Below are 14913 nucleotides of genomic sequence, written 5' to 3' on the forward strand. Positions count from 1 at the left end.
CAAACCTTTCCCCCCGCAGGAAAATTCAAAATTCGCAGCACTTCCAAGGATCGGATACCGGCACGTCGCTGTCCATTCACAAAAGGGCGGGGTGGGGCCAAAGCGCGGCTGTCAGGGCAAAAACCTGTTGCAAGAACCCCTCACCGGCAGGGAAATCGTGGGTCGGCAAAGTCACATTGGCAGGATTTTGCCGATTTTCCGCGATCGGGCCGAACGCGACGAATCGATTATTGGCCGCCTCGTCGGAATGTGACATACCAAATCTGCGCCTTGGGGATGCGCGCAGAAGAAACTGCTGCAAAAACGCGGACTTGAAATCGAGGGCGAGCATTCAGCAATGCAGACACGACACACCGGCATTTCGCGCCGTGGCCTTTTGGCTGCGTTCGCGGCAAGCACAGTTGCGGCCGCACCGACCTATTCGCACGCTTTCGGGCTGCTTCGCGGCGCGGGCGATATCCGCCGCATCCGGATGTATTCCGGCCGCACCGGCGAAAGCATCGACACCGTCTACTGGGTCGAGGGAAAATACATCGGCGAGGTGGTCAAGGAGATCAACCACTTCATGCGTGACTGGCGCACCGATGGCGTGATCCCGATGGACCTGCGCAACATCGACATCATGGCCGCCGCGCACAGCCTGATGGAGGTGGACGAACCCTACATGCTGTTGTCCGGCTACCGGTCGCCGGAAACCAACGCGATGCTGCGGCGCCGGTCGTCGGGCGTGGCCAAGAATTCGCTGCATATGAAGGGCCAGGCCGCGGACTTGCGGTTGGACAGCCGGTCGGTTGGCCAGATGGCCCGCGCCGCCAGCGCCTGCCATGCCGGTGGGGTCGGGCGTTACTCGCGCTCCGATTTCGTGCACATGGATTGCGGACCGATCCGAACCTGGGGCAGCTGACCCCATCATTCCGGAACTGCGCCGGATGATCGAACGGGCGTCCCTCGGGGCGCCTTTCGCATTTATTGGTGCCACCCCAAGCGCGCGCCCTCCCCCCGAGTGCAAGACGCCTGTTGCCCCTGCCCCTTGCATGCCCCGCCCATGAAAAAGGCGCCCACGCAGGGGCGCCTTTTCACGATGCGGTACGGCAAACGGGGCCTATTTCACCAGGCGCCAGGTCTCGTGCCGTTCCAGATAGGCCTCTTGCTCGGGGGTCAGGGCAACGGTTTCGGTGCCCCGGATCATCGGCCGCACACCCTCGCGGAAGGAATGGCCGATGGTCAGCAGGTAGATGTGCAGGATCACAAAACCGGCCACGAACCACGCCACTGCAAGGTGCACGTTGGCAACCACCTCCAACAGGAACGGGGCGTTGGGCAGGGTTTCCCAGAAATTGTAGGTCAGATAGACCAGCCCCGACCCCCAGACCAGCGGGAAGATGACCGTCTTTAGCGCCGAATAGGCCAGCGCCTGCAACGGGTTCAGCCGCTGGGTCAGGCTTTTCTGATAGGGGTGGTGCTCGCCCTTGAACACACCGTAGGCATAGAAGCGCGCCACCTTGAACAGGCCCACCACCCGCGGCAGGAACACCTTGTAGGTGCCCGTGGTGAACAGCCAGAACGTGGCGAACACCCACAGCAGCAGCAGCGCAAGCGCGACCAGGGTGTGCAGCCGCACCGCCAGCTCAAAGCTGATCAGGCTGTGAAACCCGTTCATCCCCAGGCCGGTGAACATCAGGATCATGATCGACGCCGCCTGCGACCAATGCCACAGCCGCTCGAACTTGGGGTAGATCAGAACCTCGCGTTCATTGCAGTCGGGGCAGGTCTCGACCACGTTGTCGATATTCGGGGCGTGGGTTGCGTCAGTCATGGGTCGTCCCTCCCTTGCCGCCGCGCGCAATGATCCGCAGCGTGGTGTGCAGCAACACGCCGCCGGCCATGGCGACGAAAACCAGAATGCCCAGGATGCCGCCGATGCTGAACGGCTGCGACCCCGGCATGTAGAAACCCGCCAGATTGGCCAGGCGCCCGTCGCTGGAATGGCATTCCTCGCAGGCGACCGCATCCTCGGACGGGGCGACCATGTGGGTGATCGGCCAATACATGTAGGTATCGACGAAACCGTATTCGCCGGAATACTCGGCGCCTGCGGCCTTCATCCCGGCCTCGATCGCCTTGCCCCAGTCGAAATTCGTCCAGAAGGCGGTGTCGGTGGTCGGCCCCCAGACGTTGGAATAGACAAGGTGGTTCAGGCCCGCGTCATAGGCCTGCCGACCCTCCATCCGCTTGAACGGCCAGATGCGCGAGCGCCCGTCCTCGGACGATCCGGCGATCTTGTTCACCTCGACGATCCCGGTGGGATCGATGGTCATGTCGGCGGTGGTGTACTCAACCTGACCGTTGAACCAGGCGTAATGGGGAACCACGTCCTCTCCGTATTCGAAATCGCCCTTGGTCGCCAGGTAGGTATGCAACTCCTTGCCGTTGCCCTGGGTGTATTCGCTCAGGTGCATCGGGTGGCCGTGCTCGTCCATCTTGCCGGCGGTGGACCAGTCCCAGCGGGTCTTGGTCGCAACGCCGCCGCGGGCAAAGCTGGGGATGTGGCAGGTCTGGCAGGCCACGCGGTCGGTGTGGTCGTTCAGCTTGACGCCCTGAACCGTCAGCATGTCATGGGGCGTATCGCCATGGCAGCTTTCGCAGGTGGCCACGTCCTGGCGGACCATGCCGGGCTGGCCGGTGCCCTCGGGGTCGGTGGCATGCACATCATAGCGCGACCCGGCAAAGACGTGCTTGTCCGAATGGTGGCAGCTCGAACAGGTAAAGTTCGCGCCATCCTCTGCCATGTGAACATCCACGTCCACGGTCGGGTGATACAACGCCGAGGACAGGTCGCCGTGTTTCACGTTATCCCCGCCGCCGCCGTAAAAGTGGCAACCGCCGCAATTCTCGCGCCCCGGGGCGCCCACGCTTTGCGCGGCTTCCTTCAGGTCCACGACCCACGCATCGGCCCCGGTGATGGTCTTGCCCTTGGCCGCCATCGGCGGGTGGCCCGCCCCGGTGGCCAGCTTGGTGTATTGGCCAGAGGTGTCGTGGCAGACAAGGCAATCCACCGCCGCGTCCTGCGCGGGGGGCGGCTGATCCATATCGTCCCAGCCGTAACCGACATGGCACGAGGTGCAGCGCGCCTCGTTCGAGGCGACGTTGCCGCAGAACGAGTTCAACACATGGCTTTTGCCCAGGGTCTGGCCGGTGGTGGGGTTGTCGAATTCCCATGTCCAGTGGACGGAATGCTTGACCTGCGTCGCGGCCTCGGTGTGGCAGGACAGGCAGGCTTCTGTCACCTCGGGGCCGGAGGCGAAATCCTTCTGCAAGGCTTCGAATTTCGAATGGTCTGCCGTGCTTTCCGAAATCTGCGGCGCATCCTGCGCCCAGACTGCGGGCGCCATGGCGCCCCCCAAGGCGCAGGCCAGCACAGCCGGCATCAGTCCCAAGTAACGCATGTGCCCTCCTCCAGCCGTGCGCGGCTATGTATTCAAAGGTATACCTACGGCATAACTTTTCGAAAGAAAAGCCCTCTTAGAACGATTGTAAGGCCCGTCGAGCCCCGACCTGCATTGATCTTGAACAAACTTCTTGAGATTCTGGTGTCTTCGGGGGCAGAAACCCGCCGACTGACACAAAACTTTCAAATGACATTTACACAAGCCATCCGCTAACGCATCTCGCAACCCGGTGCGCAGTGCGCGCCCGTCAGGAAAATCCGAAAGGAGACGACGATGAAAATTGCGGTTCTCGGTGGTGACGGCTTCTGCGGCTGGCCCACCTCGCTTCACCTCTCCAACCTTGGGCATGAGGTGCATATCATCGACAACCTCAGCCGTCGCTGGATCGATACCGAACTGGGCGTGCAATCGCTGACGCCGATGGATTCGATTCAGGAACGTTGCCGGATCTGGAAAGAGGTCTCGGGCGAGCAGATCCATTTCCACCTGATCGACCTTGCCAAGGAATACTACCGCCTGCGCGACTGGCTGGCCGAGGAAAAGCCCGATGCCATCGTCCATTTCGCGGAACAACGCGCCGCGCCCTATTCGATGATTTCGGAACGGCACAAGATCTACACCGTCGACAACAACATCAACGCCACCCACAACCTGCTGGTGGCCTTGGTGGAAACCGATATCGACGCGCATCTGCTGCACCTGGGCACCACCGGCGTCTACGGGTATTCCACCGTCGGGGCGCCGATCCCCGAGGGCTATCTGGACGTGACCATCGACACGCCCACCGGCCCCAAGGGCATGGAAATCCTGTATCCGACCAAGCCCGGCTCGGTCTATCACATGACCAAGTCGCTGGATCAGATCATGTTCCAGTTCTACGCCCAGAACGACGGGCTGCGGATCACCGACCTGCACCAGGGCATCGTCTGGGGCACCAATACGGACCAGACCAAGCGGCACGAACAGCTGATCAACCGTTTCGACTATGACGGCGATTACGGCACGGTTCTGAACCGTTTCCTGGCGCAGGCCGCGATCGGCTATCCGCTGACCGTGCACGGCACCGGCGGGCAGACCCGTGCCTTCATCCACATCCAGGACACCGTGCGCTGCATCGAACTGGCGCTGCGCGACGCGCCGGAATCGGGCGACCGTGTCAAGATCTTCAACCAGATGACCGAAACCCACCGGGTGCGCGACCTGGCCGAACTGGTGGCCAAGATCACCGGGGCGGAAATCGCCTATCTGCCGAACCCGCGCAAAGAGGCCGCCGAGAACGAACTGATCGTCAAGAACGAACATTTCCTCGACCTCGGGCTGAACCCGGTCACCCTGCAAGAGGGCCTGCTGGAAGAGGTGGTGGAGATCGCCAAGAAATACGCCCACCGCATCGACCGCTCGCGCGTGCCGGCCCATTCGGCCTGGACCAAGGAGATTGCCCACCGGGTGAACCACGACCCCGAGGGCAAGCACCTGAAATCGGTGTCATGAGCGACGGGCTGAGGCCCGACCGCCCGGCAGGCAGCGCCGCGGCCTATGTCACCCTGGTCACCAACGCGGATTTCGCGTTGGGGGCCAAGGCGTTGCTGCGCTCTCTGACGCTGACGGCGACACAGGCCGACCTGTGCGTGCTGCATACCGGCGGCGTGGGGGCGGATGCCCTGGCGCCGCTGGCCGATCTGGGGGCGCGGCTGGTGGAAACCGATCTGCTGCCGACCTCGGATGCGTTCAACACCGCGCACGCGCGCGACCGGCTGCACGGGCTGGCCCCCTTTACCAAGGGGGAAAAGCCCGCCTTTCACACGCCCCTGGACAATTTCTGCAAGCTGCGCCTGTGGCAGTTGGATTATGACAGGGTGGTGTTCTTGGATGCCGATACGCTGGTGTTGCAGAATATCGACCGGCTGTTCGAGTACCCCGAATTTTCAGCCGCCCCGAACGTCTATGAGTCCCTGGCCGATTTCCACCGGCTGAATTCCGGCGTCTTTACCGCGCGGCCCTCTGCGGCCACCTTCGACGCGATGCTGACCCGGCTGGATGCCCCCGGCGCGTTCTGGCGGCGCACCGACCAGACCTTTTTGCAGGATTATTTCCCGAACTGGCACGGGCTGCCGGTGTTTGACAACATGCTGCAATATGTCTGGTTCAACCTGCCTGAGCTGTGGAACTGGCCCGATATCCGCGTGCTGCATTTCCAGTATGAAAAGCCGTGGCAGGATCACGCCAAGGCGGACCTCGTGCGCCCCCTGATCGATCTATGGCGGGCCTTTGAAGCGGGCACCGACATTCCCAACCCCGCCAGCCTGCCCAAGCCGGCATGAGCCTGGCGGTCACCGGCGCCACCGGCCTGGTAGGTCGCTTCTTCGTCGAAGAGGCGCTGGCGCGCGGTGAACCCGTCGCCGTTCTGACCCGCCGCGCGCCACCGCCCGGTTTCTTTTCGGCCCCCGTCGCACATCGCCCCTATACCCTGGGCGAGCGCCCCGATCTGGCCGGGCACAACACGGTGATCCACTGCGCCTTTGCCCATGTGCCCGGGCGCTATCGCGGGGGCGAGGGCGACGACCCCGAGGGGTTCGCGCGCGCCAATCTGGACGGCTCGGTCGCGCTGTTCCAAGCCGCGCGGGCCTGCGGCGTGCAGCGGGTTCTGTTCCTGTCCACCCGCGCCGTCTATGGCGCCTACCCGCCCGGCACCGTGCTGACCGATGACATGGCGCCGCGCCCAGACACGCTGTACGGCCAGGTGAAATGGCAGGCCGAACAGGCGCTGTTCGCCATGGCCGCCCCTGAATTCGTGCCGGTATCCTTGCGCGCCACCGGGGTCTATGGCCCAGCCGGGCCGGGGCAGCGGCACAAATGGGCGGACCTGTTCGACGATTTCCGCGCGGGCCGTCCCATCGCACCGCGCCGCGGCACGGAACTGCACGGCGCCGATCTGGCCGAGGCCGGGCGGCTATTGCGCAATGCACCGACGGAAACGGTCTCGGCCCGCGCCTTCAACCTGTCCGACATCCTGCTGGATCGGCGCGACCTGCTGGCCCTGCTGGCAAAGGCCGAGGGGCTGAGCATCCCCCTGCCCGCCCCCAGCGATGCCCCCGTCAGCGCGATGGATTGCAACCGGATGCAGCAACTGGGCTGGGTGCCGGGGGGGCTTGCGCTGTTGCGCAACACCTTGCCCGCGCTGCGTTAACCGGCCAGCGCCTTGCCCAGCCGGGGCAGGCGCGCGCGTTTCAGCAGGGCGCGCAGCGGCAACGTTTCACCCGACAACCGCTCGGCCTGCGCATGGACGCGGCGCACCACCCCCTCTACCGCGGCGGCGTCGGCCAGCCAGAATTCCATCAGGAACGCATCCGGCCCGTCGCGTCGCAGGCCTTCCTCAGCCAACAGATGGCGCGGGAAATCGCGCGCGTTGAAGGTGACAATCACATCGGCGCTGCCCGCGATACCGGCGGCCAAAACATGCCGGTCATTGTCGTCGGGCAGCCACAGCCGCGCCTCCAGCCCCTCTTTCGGGGCCACCTCGGCCCCCGGCCAGGCGGCACGGACCAGCGCGATTTCGGCACGCGCCTGCGCCTCGCCTGTCGGGCCGATCTTGCGCGCGGCGCGCGCCCATTCTTCCAAGATACGGGCGGACCAAAGCGGTGTGAACAGCCCCTCACCGGCCACGCCCAGCAGGATTTCCCGCAGCACCGTGGGGTACAGAACGCAGGCGTCCAGCAGCGCCCTCATTCGGTCAGCCGGAAGAACACCGCCTTCAGATACCCCGATTCCGCCAGTTGCGGCAGAACAGGATGGTCCGGCCCGGCAAAGCCGGTATGGATGATCTGCCCACGCCGCCCTGCCTTGCCGATGCCGCGCGCGCTGGCCGCGCGAAAGCGGGTCAGATCGGCGGCATGGGAACAGGAACACAGGACCAGATAGCCCCCGGGCGCCACCAACTTGGCCGCCATCCGCGCCACCCGTTCATAGGCGCGCAAACCGGCCTCCAACGCGGCGCGGTTGGGCGCAAAGGCGGGCGGATCGCAGATCACAACGTCAAAGGTTTCGCCCTCTTCGGCCAGGGCCGCCATCACATCGAACGCATCGCCCCGCCGCGTGGCGAACCGATCCGCCGCGCCCATCGCCGTGGCGCCCTGCGTGGCCAGTTCCAGCGCCGGGGCCGAGGCATCGACCGACAGCGCGCGTTCCGCGCCCCCCGCCAGTGCGGCCAGCGCAAAGCCGCCCACATGGGAAAACACGTCCAGCACCCGCGCGCCGGGGGCCAGCCGCGCGGCAAAGGCATGGTTGGGGCGCTGATCATAGAACAGCCCCGTCTTTTGCCCGCCCAGCAGATCGGCCATGTAGGTGGCCCCGTTCATCGGCACCGGAACGGGACCATCCAGCGTGCCGCGCAAGGCAACCGTTTCCTCGGCCAGCCCTTCCAGCCCGCGGGCGCGGCCGGTGCCGTTCTTGACCAGCACCTCTGCCCCGGTCACGTCCGACACCGCTTGGGCCAGCGTATCCAGATGCGCCTCGGCCCAGGCGGCGTTGGGCTGGATCACCACCGCAGCCCCGAACCGGTCGATGACCACGCCGGGCAAGCCGTCAGCCTCGGCATGGGACAACCGATAAAAGGGCGCATCGAACAGCTGCGTGCGCAGGGCCTGTGCCCGCTCCAGCCGCCGGGCGAACCATTCCCGGTCGATCACCGCCCCGACATCGCGGTCCAGCATCCGCGCGATGATCTTGGACGCGGGATTGACCGCCACCAGCCCCAGCGGGCGGCGCTCGGCATCCTCCAGCACGGCCAGGGTGCCGGGGGCCAACGCGCGGGTGCGCCGGTCGGTGACCAGTTCATCGGAATAGACCCAGGGAAAGCCATGGCGCAGGGCGCGGGCCTCGGCCTTGGGGCGCAGGCGGACAACGGGATAAGGGGCGGCATTCATGCCACCCCTTTACGGCCTTGCGCCGGGTTCGGAAAGGGGCCTCAGCGCCCCTTGGAGCTGTAGGCGACGCCGGTCAGCGGCGCCGGGGCGGCCGGGGCGACGCGCGCCAGTTCTTCCTTGATGACCTGCGCCAGGTGACGGGTGATGCGCACCTTTTGCGTTTCGCCGCGATGCATCGCCTCCAGCGCCTTGGTCCCGCCATAGGCCTTCAGCTCGGTCTCGACATGCCAGGGATCCATCAGGCGGCGGCCGGTCTGCGCGTCGACCAGCGTGACGAAGAAGTGCAGGTCATGCACACCGCCAACCATGATCCGCGCCTTTTCCGTCAGCGCGTGGAAGCGGGTCACCTGGATGTCCAGGATCACGTCGCGGCCGGGCCGGAAATCGGCAACCCCGCGCGCCATCGCCGCTTCGAAGATCGCCTGAACCTGCGCATACCGATCGCCAAAGGGATCCTCGCGCCAGACGATATCGGCGTTCGGCCAATAGCGGTTCGCCTCGGACACCTTCAGGCTTTGGGGCACCCGGACCACGATCTTGTGCACGCTCAGCGCGGCGGTCTCGGCCACAGGGGCCGAACGGTCCGCCACCTGCTGCGGCACGGCGATCGGCAGCGCCTCGGGCTGGGGCGGGAAGGGCAGCGTATCACGGGTCGGCGCTTCGACGGAGGCGCAGGCGCTCAGCGCGAGGGCGGCGGCAAACGGGGCGATAAGGCGCAGCGATTTCATGGCGTGATCCTCCTTGCGGGCAAGCCCCGCGCGAAATTCCCTTAAAGTTTGGTTGCGAAATTGGGCGAATTTGCGGAAAAGGCGCTGCTTTTCCGGGGCATTGCCGCAGGCGCATGCTGCGGGGCCATTATCGGGACAACAGGGGTTTTTCCGTTAGCGCTAACCCTCTATATCCAGACCAGACCCCTTGCCAATTCCGGAGGCCCGCCATGGCGCTGAACGCCATCGTCGAGGATGTCACCGCCGCCATCGCCGCCCGCTCGCGCGACAGTCGCGCGGCCTATCTGGCGCGCATCGCACGCGCGGCCGAGGAAGGCCCGGCCCGCGCGCACCTGTCCTGCGGCAACCAGGCCCATGCCTATGCCGCGATGGGCCCGGACAAGGAGACGATGGCCAAGGGGCGCGCACCGAACCTGGGGATCGTGACGGCCTATAACGACATGCTGTCCGCGCATCAGCCATTCGCGCGCTTCCCCGCCCTCATCAAGCAAGCCGCGACAGAGGTGGGCGCCACCGCACAGGTCGCCGGCGGCGTGCCCGCCATGTGCGATGGCGTGACCCAGGGCCAGCCGGGGATGGAACTGTCGCTGTTTTCCCGCGACGTGATCGCCATGGCTGCGGGGGTGGCCCTGTCGCACAACACGTTCGACGCGGCGGTGTTCCTGGGCGTCTGCGACAAGATCGTGCCGGGCCTGGTGATCGCGGCGGCCAGCTTTGGCCACCTGCCCGCGGTGTTCCTGCCCGCCGGCCCCATGCCCAGCGGCCTGCCAAACGACGAAAAGGCCAAGGTGCGCCAACGCTTTGCCGCCGGGGAAATCGGCCGGGACAAGCTGATGGCCGCCGAGATGGCCTCTTACCACAGCCCCGGAACCTGCACGTTTTACGGCACCGCCAATTCCAACCAGATGCTGATGGAGGTGATGGGCCTGCACCTGCCCGGCGCCAGCTTCGTCAATCCGAACACGCCCCTGCGCGACGCGTTGACCGCCGCCGGGACGCAGCGCGCGCTGGAAATCACCGCGCTCGGCGATGCCTATACGCCCGCGGGGCACATCCTGGACGAACGTGCCTTCGTCAACGGCATCGTCGGGCTGATGGCGACGGGCGGGTCCACCAACCTGGTGCTGCACCTGCCCGCAATGGCCCGCGCGGCGGGCATCGTGCTGGATATCGAGGATTTCGCGCGGCTGTCGGCGGTCACGCCGCTGATGGCGCGGGTCTATCCCAACGGGCTGGCCGACGTGAACCATTTCCACGCCGCCGGTGGCCTGGCCTACATGATCGGCGAGTTGCTGGCCGCGGGCCTGCTGCACCCCGACACGCGCACCGTCGCAGGCGAGGGGCTGGCCGCCTATACGCGCGAGCCGAAACTGACAGAGGGGGCCGTGCACTGGTCCGATGGCCCGGACCACAGCCACAACGACAAGATCCTGCGCCCGGCCTCGGACCCGTTCCAACCCAGCGGCGGCCTGCGCGCGCTGGAGGGCAACCTGGGCCGCGGCATCATCAAGACCTCTGCCGTGGCAGAGGACCGCCTGATGATCGAGGCCCCCGCCCGCATTTTCGACACCCAAGACGCGGTCAAGGATGCCTTCAAGGCGGGGAAATTTACCCAGGACACCGTGATCGTCGTCCGCTTCCAGGGGCCGCGCGCCAACGGCATGCCCGAACTGCATTCCCTGACACCGACACTTTCGGTGCTGCAGGATCGCGAGCTGAAGGTGGCGCTGGTCACCGACGGGCGTATGTCGGGGGCCAGCGGCAAGGTGCCAGCCGCGATCCATGTCAGCCCCGAGGCCAGGGATGGCGGCCCGTTGGCCCGCCTGCGCGACGGCGACGTGATCCGGCTGAATGCGCGCGCGGGCACGCTGGACGTGACCGACCCCGCCGCGCTGACCCGCGATCCCGCCACCCCCGACCTGTCGGCCAATGAAACCGGCCTGGGGCGCGATCTGTTCGCCGCCCTCCGCGCCCATGCCGCGCCCGCCACGCAGGGCGGGGGCATTGTGTCCTGAATTCTTCTTGGCCCAAATACCCGGGCAACCGCAGCACGAAAGGCCACGCACCATGCAAGGCGACCCCGGTTCCCAGATGCTCGAAACCCTGCTGACCGGCGCCCCGGTGATCCCGGTGCTGGTGGTCGATGACGTGGCCAAGGCCCGCCCGCTGGCCGAGGCGCTGGTCGCCGGTGGTCTGCCGGTGCTGGAGGTGACCCTCCGCACCCCGGCCGCGCTGGACGCAATGGCCGCGATGGCGGATGTGCCCGGCGCGGTGGTCGGTGCGGGCACGCTGCTGGGGCCGGACGACGTGGCCGCCGCGCGCAATGCCGGGGCACAGTTCGGGGTGTCGCCCGGTGCGACCCCGCGCCTGATCCAGGCCGCGCAGGAACAGGGCCTGCCGCTTTTGCCCGGCATCGCCACCCCAAGCGAGGCGATGACCCTGCGCGAACAGGGGCATCGGGTGCTGAAGTTCTTTCCGGCTGCCGCGGCGGGCGGGGTGGACATGCTGAAATCGCTGTCCGGCCCCCTGCCCGACCTGCGCTTTTGCCCAACGGGCGGCATCGGCCACGACACCGCGCGCGACTATCTGTGCCTGCCGAACGTGCTGTGCGTGGGCGGGTCCTGGCTGGCCCCGCGCGACCGGGTCGCTGCAGGCGATTGGGACGGCATCCGCACCCTGGCCGAAGAGGCCGCCCGCCTGCCGCACTGATCGCCCCGCGGCGCGGTACTCAGTTGCGCCGCCCGCCCGCGCCGCCCCGCCGCCGCGCAACCGGGGCGTCGTCCAGACCCGCGCGCAGAACGGCGGTCATCGGGTGGTCGGGGTTTTGCAGGGCGTATTCGGCCAGCAGCCGTTTCAGTGCGCGGCGCGTGTTCACCTCGGGCGGCAGCCCGATCGCCCAATCCAGAAAGATAGAGCGGCACTCGGGCGCGCCGATCCCCTCGATCCGGTAGGATTCCGCGATCAGCCGCCGCGGGTCGGCCTGTTCAAGACGCATCACTTGTCCCCCGCGCAATCACTGCCTCGATCACCTCGGCCGCCTGTCCGCGGGCCGCGTCCAGCGCGGCCTGCAGCGCGGCGGCATCCTCGGCCCCGGTGCCACGCAACAGAAAGGCCCGCCCCCCCTCGCCCAACGCCGCCGGGTCGAGCGGGCTGTCGGAAATCAGCCTGGCCGCGCCCTGTACCTTGCGCAACAGGCGGTAGGTTTCGGCCAGCGTGTCGGCCTCGGCTTCGCGCAGCAGCCCCGCCGTTACCCCGGCGGCCAACTGGTCGAACACGCCCCGCGCCGGACTGGCGGCGATCAGGGCGGCAGCCGTGGCGATCAGTTCGATATCCTGCCCCCGCCCCGGCCCCTGTTTGCCGTCCCACGCCGATTTCGCGGGCTTGGCCTGGGCCAGACGGCGGCGCATGTCCACCACACCTGCAAAGGTCCGGGCCGGATCGGCCTTTTCCGCCAGCAGATCACGGCGGAAGGTCTCCACCTCTTCGGCCAGGGCGATATCGCCCGCAACGGGCCGCGCGCGGGTCAGCGCCAGATGTTCCCAGGTCCAGGCCTGATCCCGCTGGTAGTTGCGGAAGCTCTGCAATGAGGTCGCCACCGGCCCCTGATTGCCCGAGGGGCGCAGGCGCATGTCCACCTCATACAGCTTGCCCTCGGCCATCGGTGCGGTCAGCGCGGTGACCAGCGCCTGGGTCAGCCGCGCGTAATAGGCCCGCGCCGCCAGCGGGCGCCGCCCGTCAGAGCTTTCGACCCCGTCGGCATCGTAGATCACGATCAGGTCCAGATCCGATTTCGCCGTCAGCGACCCCGCGCCCAGCGATCCCATCCCCAGCACCACCGCGCCCTTGCCCGGCGGGGCCCCATGTTTGGCGGCGAAATGGGCCACCACATGGGGCCACAGCGCAACCAGAACCGCCTCTGCCAGATCGGCGTATTCGCGCCCGGCCTCTTGCGCGTCGATCAGCCCGCGCAGGAAATGCACGCCGATGCGGAAATGCCATTCCTTGGCCCAGGCCCGCGCGGCATCCAGCTGGCGTTCGTAATCGTCCATCGCGGCCAGCCTTTGGGAAAGCTGCGCGCAAAGGGCGGCGCATCCCGGCCAATCCTCGAAGAAATCGCCGCCGATCACCGCGTCCAGCACACCCGCGTTGCGCGACAGGTACTGCGCCAGTTCCGGGGAAACGCTGGTGATGTCGATAATCAGGTCGATCAGGTGCGGGTTGGCCTCGAAGAGGGAAAACAGCTGCACCCCGGCGGGCAGCCCCTTCAGAAACCCGTCAAAGGCGGCCACGGCCTCGACCGGGCGCGGGGCCTTGGCCAGCCGCGCCAGCAGGTCCGGCTTCAGCCGCTTGAATACCTCGCGCGCGCGGGCCGATCGCAGGCAGGGATAATCCGGCCAGCGGTCCACGAATTCCACCGCGCCCTCGGGCAGGTCGGGCGTCGCCTCCTCGCTGTCCGCCCCGCCGCCACCGGGCGCGAAGAAGCCCTCGGTCAGCTCTGCCACCCCCTCCAGCCGGTCGGTCAGCCGGGCGCGCCAGGCGTCGACATCCGCGATGCCGCAGAAATGCGCAATCCGCGCGATGCCCTCGTCCGAGTTGGGCAGCTTGTGCGTCTGGGCATCATTGACCATCTGCAGGCGGTGCTCGATCTCGCGGTGTTCGCGGTAATCGGCGGTCAGGCGTTCGGCCACGTCCTGCGGCACCCAGCCCTTGGCGGCCAGCCGGGCCAGCCCCTCGACCGTACCGCGCACCCGCAGGTCGGGATCGCGCCCCCCGGCGATGATCTGGCGGGTCTGGGTAAAGAACTCGATCTCGCGGATACCGCCCTGACCCAGCTTCATGTCGTGGCCTTCCAGGCACAGCGCGCCGTGCAGCCCCTTGTGGCTGCGGATCTTCAGCCGCATGTCGTGGGCATCCTGAATCGCGGCAAAGTCCAAATGCTTGCGCCAGACGAAGGGGCGCAGCCGATCCAGGTACGCCCAGCCCGCCTGAATGTCCCCCGCGCAGGGCCGCGCCTTGATGTGGGCCGCGCGTTCCCAGGTGCGGCCCAGGCTTTCATAATACCGCTCTGCCGCCTCCATCGACAGGCAGACGGGGGTGACGCTGGCATCGGGGCGCAGACGCAGGTCGGTGCGGAACACATAGCCCTCGCCGGTCATTTCCGACAGCAGCGCGGTCATCCGCCGGGTGATCTTGATAAAGATGCTGCGCGCCTCGTGAAAGTCGTCCTCGTCGAACCGATCCTGATCGAACAGCACGATCAGGTCGATATCAGAGGAATAGTTCAACTCATGCGCGCCCTGCTTGCCCATGGCCAGCGCGACCATGCCACCGGCCGTGTCCGCGTCGGCCTGGGTCAGTCCCGGCAGCTTACCCCGCGCGATTTCTGCGGCGACCAGCCGTTTCAGCGTCGTATCCACGCACAGATCGGCGAAATCGGTCAGCGCGCCGGTCACCTGCTCCAGCGGCCAGACGCCGCCCAGATCGGCCAGCGCAATCAGCAACGCGGCGCGCCGCTTGGCCTGGCGCAGCCCGGTTTTCAACGCCTCTTGCGGCAGCGCGCGCACCTCGTCCAGCAGCGCGGCAAACGCCGCGTCCGGATCGCCCGCCAGCGCAGGCTCCAGCCAATCGCCCTCGCGCGTCATCAGCCCCCACAGATAGGGGCTGCACCCGGCGGTACCGGCCAGCAATTCGCGCAGTTCGGGCGGCTGAGCGGCGAACCGTTCAGCGGCCTCGGCGGCGCGCTCGGGATCATACGGAACGGGGCAGCGGGTCAGGCGGGCGGCAAATGTCATGGCGCCTTGATGCAGCGCCCGG

14 protein-coding genes are annotated in these 14913 nt (G+C 66.9%); 6 read left to right on the forward strand and 8 right to left on the reverse strand.

Going from position 1 to position 14913, the window contains the following annotated elements; genetic code table 11:
- Positions 1 to 76: 76 nt before the first annotated feature.
- On the reverse strand, positions 77 to 331 hold the full coding sequence (locus EV656_RS03920; protein ID WP_132599696.1) for a hypothetical protein: 255 nt from the start codon (positions 329 to 331) through the stop codon (positions 77 to 79).
- Between the two features lie 6 nt (positions 332 to 337).
- On the opposite strand from EV656_RS03920, the gene mepK reads away from it, so the two are divergent.
- Positions 338 to 904, forward strand: a complete 567-nt coding sequence (gene mepK / locus EV656_RS03925; protein WP_132599698.1) for a peptidoglycan L,D-endopeptidase MepK — start codon at positions 338 to 340, stop codon at positions 902 to 904.
- A gap of 198 nt (positions 905 to 1102) precedes the next feature.
- Here the strand turns inward: mepK and EV656_RS03930 are convergent, their stop codons facing one another.
- Together EV656_RS03930 and EV656_RS03935 are read right to left on the reverse strand one after the other, a co-directional pair.
- The gene (locus EV656_RS03930) at positions 1103 to 1816 is read right to left on the reverse strand and encodes a cytochrome b/b6 domain-containing protein (RefSeq protein ID WP_132599700.1); all 714 of its coding nucleotides are present in this window, start codon (positions 1814 to 1816) and stop codon (positions 1103 to 1105) included.
- Complete coding sequence (locus EV656_RS03935) at positions 1809 to 3446, reverse strand: tetrathionate reductase family octaheme c-type cytochrome (protein ID WP_132599702.1); 1638 nt, start codon at positions 3444 to 3446, stop codon at positions 1809 to 1811. The genes EV656_RS03930 and EV656_RS03935 overlap by 8 nt, the downstream gene beginning before the upstream one ends.
- A gap of 276 nt (positions 3447 to 3722) precedes the next feature.
- On the opposite strand from EV656_RS03935, the gene EV656_RS03940 reads away from it, so the two are divergent.
- From EV656_RS03940 to EV656_RS03950, 3 genes are read left to right on the forward strand one after another with little or no spacing between them, the layout of a single operon-like run.
- Positions 3723 to 4940, forward strand: a complete 1218-nt coding sequence (locus EV656_RS03940) for an NAD-dependent epimerase/dehydratase family protein (protein ID WP_132599704.1) — start codon at positions 3723 to 3725, stop codon at positions 4938 to 4940.
- Positions 4937 to 5770 carry a glycosyltransferase gene (locus tag EV656_RS03945; RefSeq protein WP_132599706.1) on the forward strand — a complete coding sequence of 278 codons (834 nt, stop codon included), beginning with the start codon at positions 4937 to 4939 and terminating at the stop codon, positions 5768 to 5770. Before EV656_RS03940 ends, EV656_RS03945 begins: the two co-directional genes overlap by 4 nt.
- Positions 5767 to 6636 (forward strand): NAD-dependent epimerase/dehydratase family protein, encoded by an 870-nt coding sequence (locus tag EV656_RS03950; protein ID WP_132599708.1) that lies wholly within the window; start codon positions 5767 to 5769, stop codon positions 6634 to 6636. Before EV656_RS03945 ends, EV656_RS03950 begins: the two co-directional genes overlap by 4 nt.
- Here the strand turns inward: EV656_RS03950 and EV656_RS03955 are convergent.
- From EV656_RS03955 to EV656_RS03965, 3 genes are read right to left on the reverse strand one after another with little or no spacing between them, the layout of a single operon-like run.
- Positions 6633 to 7175: an RSP_2648 family PIN domain-containing protein gene (locus tag EV656_RS03955; RefSeq protein WP_132599710.1), complete on the reverse strand. Its 543-nt coding sequence runs from the start codon at positions 7173 to 7175 to the stop codon at positions 6633 to 6635. The two genes, EV656_RS03950 and EV656_RS03955, sit on opposite strands and share 4 nt — an antisense overlap.
- Complete coding sequence (locus tag EV656_RS03960; RefSeq protein WP_132599712.1) at positions 7172 to 8371, reverse strand: RSP_2647 family RNA methyltransferase; 1200 nt, start codon at positions 8369 to 8371, stop codon at positions 7172 to 7174. Before EV656_RS03960 ends, EV656_RS03955 begins: the two co-directional genes overlap by 4 nt.
- A gap of 41 nt (positions 8372 to 8412) precedes the next feature.
- Entirely contained in the window at positions 8413 to 9099 is a 687-nt protein-coding gene (locus EV656_RS03965) for a DUF6778 family protein (protein ID WP_200276607.1), read from the reverse strand.
- A 209-nt stretch (positions 9100 to 9308) separates the two neighbouring features.
- On the opposite strand from EV656_RS03965, the gene edd reads away from it, so the two are divergent.
- Positions 9309 to 11114 carry a phosphogluconate dehydratase gene (gene edd / locus EV656_RS03970; protein WP_132599714.1) on the forward strand — a complete coding sequence of 602 codons (1806 nt, stop codon included), beginning with the start codon at positions 9309 to 9311 and terminating at the stop codon, positions 11112 to 11114.
- A gap of 76 nt (positions 11115 to 11190) precedes the next feature.
- Positions 11191 to 11808, forward strand: coding sequence for a bifunctional 4-hydroxy-2-oxoglutarate aldolase/2-dehydro-3-deoxy-phosphogluconate aldolase (eda, locus tag EV656_RS03975; protein WP_132599716.1), 618 nt, complete (start codon positions 11191 to 11193; stop codon positions 11806 to 11808).
- 19 nt (positions 11809 to 11827) lie between these two features.
- On the opposite strand, the gene EV656_RS03980 is transcribed toward eda, so the two are convergent.
- Together EV656_RS03980 and EV656_RS03985 are read right to left on the reverse strand one after the other, a co-directional pair.
- Positions 11828 to 12094, reverse strand: a complete 267-nt coding sequence (locus tag EV656_RS03980) for a hypothetical protein (RefSeq protein WP_132599719.1) — start codon at positions 12092 to 12094, stop codon at positions 11828 to 11830.
- Positions 12084 to 14891, reverse strand: coding sequence for a [protein-PII] uridylyltransferase family protein (locus tag EV656_RS03985; protein WP_132599722.1), 2808 nt, complete (start codon positions 14889 to 14891; stop codon positions 12084 to 12086). The genes EV656_RS03980 and EV656_RS03985 overlap by 11 nt, the downstream gene beginning before the upstream one ends.
- Between the last annotated feature and the right edge of the window lie 22 nt (positions 14892 to 14913).

Origin of the sequence: Rhodovulum adriaticum (genome assembly GCF_004345735.1) — a bacterium.
Classification (GTDB): Bacteria; Pseudomonadota; Alphaproteobacteria; order Rhodobacterales; family Rhodobacteraceae; genus Rhodovulum; species Rhodovulum adriaticum.

Bases quoted from the DNA above. Each gene is read 5' to 3' on its own strand.
- EV656_RS03980 (WP_132599719.1), bottom strand. From the start codon at position 12,094: ATGCGTCTTGAACAGGCCGACCCGCGGCGGCTGATCGCGGAATCCTAC.
- EV656_RS03960 (WP_132599712.1), bottom strand. From the start codon at position 8,371: ATGAATGCCGCCCCTTATCCCGTTGTCCGCCTGCGCCCCAAGGCCGAG.
- EV656_RS03920 (WP_132599696.1), bottom strand. From the start codon at position 331: ATGCTCGCCCTCGATTTCAAGTCCGCGTTTTTGCAGCAGTTTCTTCTG.
- EV656_RS03985 (WP_132599722.1), bottom strand. From the start codon at position 14,891: ATGACATTTGCCGCCCGCCTGACCCGCTGCCCCGTTCCGTATGATCCC.
- eda (WP_132599716.1), top strand. From the start codon at position 11,191: ATGCTCGAAACCCTGCTGACCGGCGCCCCGGTGATCCCGGTGCTGGTG.
- edd (WP_132599714.1), top strand. From the start codon at position 9,309: ATGGCGCTGAACGCCATCGTCGAGGATGTCACCGCCGCCATCGCCGCC.
- EV656_RS03930 (WP_132599700.1), bottom strand. From the start codon at position 1,816: ATGACTGACGCAACCCACGCCCCGAATATCGACAACGTGGTCGAGACC.
- EV656_RS03935 (WP_132599702.1), bottom strand. From the start codon at position 3,446: ATGCGTTACTTGGGACTGATGCCGGCTGTGCTGGCCTGCGCCTTGGGG.
- EV656_RS03955 (WP_132599710.1), bottom strand. From the start codon at position 7,175: ATGAGGGCGCTGCTGGACGCCTGCGTTCTGTACCCCACGGTGCTGCGG.
- EV656_RS03945 (WP_132599706.1), top strand. From the start codon at position 4,937: ATGAGCGACGGGCTGAGGCCCGACCGCCCGGCAGGCAGCGCCGCGGCC.
- EV656_RS03940 (WP_132599704.1), top strand. From the start codon at position 3,723: ATGAAAATTGCGGTTCTCGGTGGTGACGGCTTCTGCGGCTGGCCCACC.
- EV656_RS03965 (WP_200276607.1), bottom strand. From the start codon at position 9,099: ATGAAATCGCTGCGCCTTATCGCCCCGTTTGCCGCCGCCCTCGCGCTG.
- EV656_RS03950 (WP_132599708.1), top strand. From the start codon at position 5,767: ATGAGCCTGGCGGTCACCGGCGCCACCGGCCTGGTAGGTCGCTTCTTC.
- mepK (WP_132599698.1), top strand. From the start codon at position 338: ATGCAGACACGACACACCGGCATTTCGCGCCGTGGCCTTTTGGCTGCG.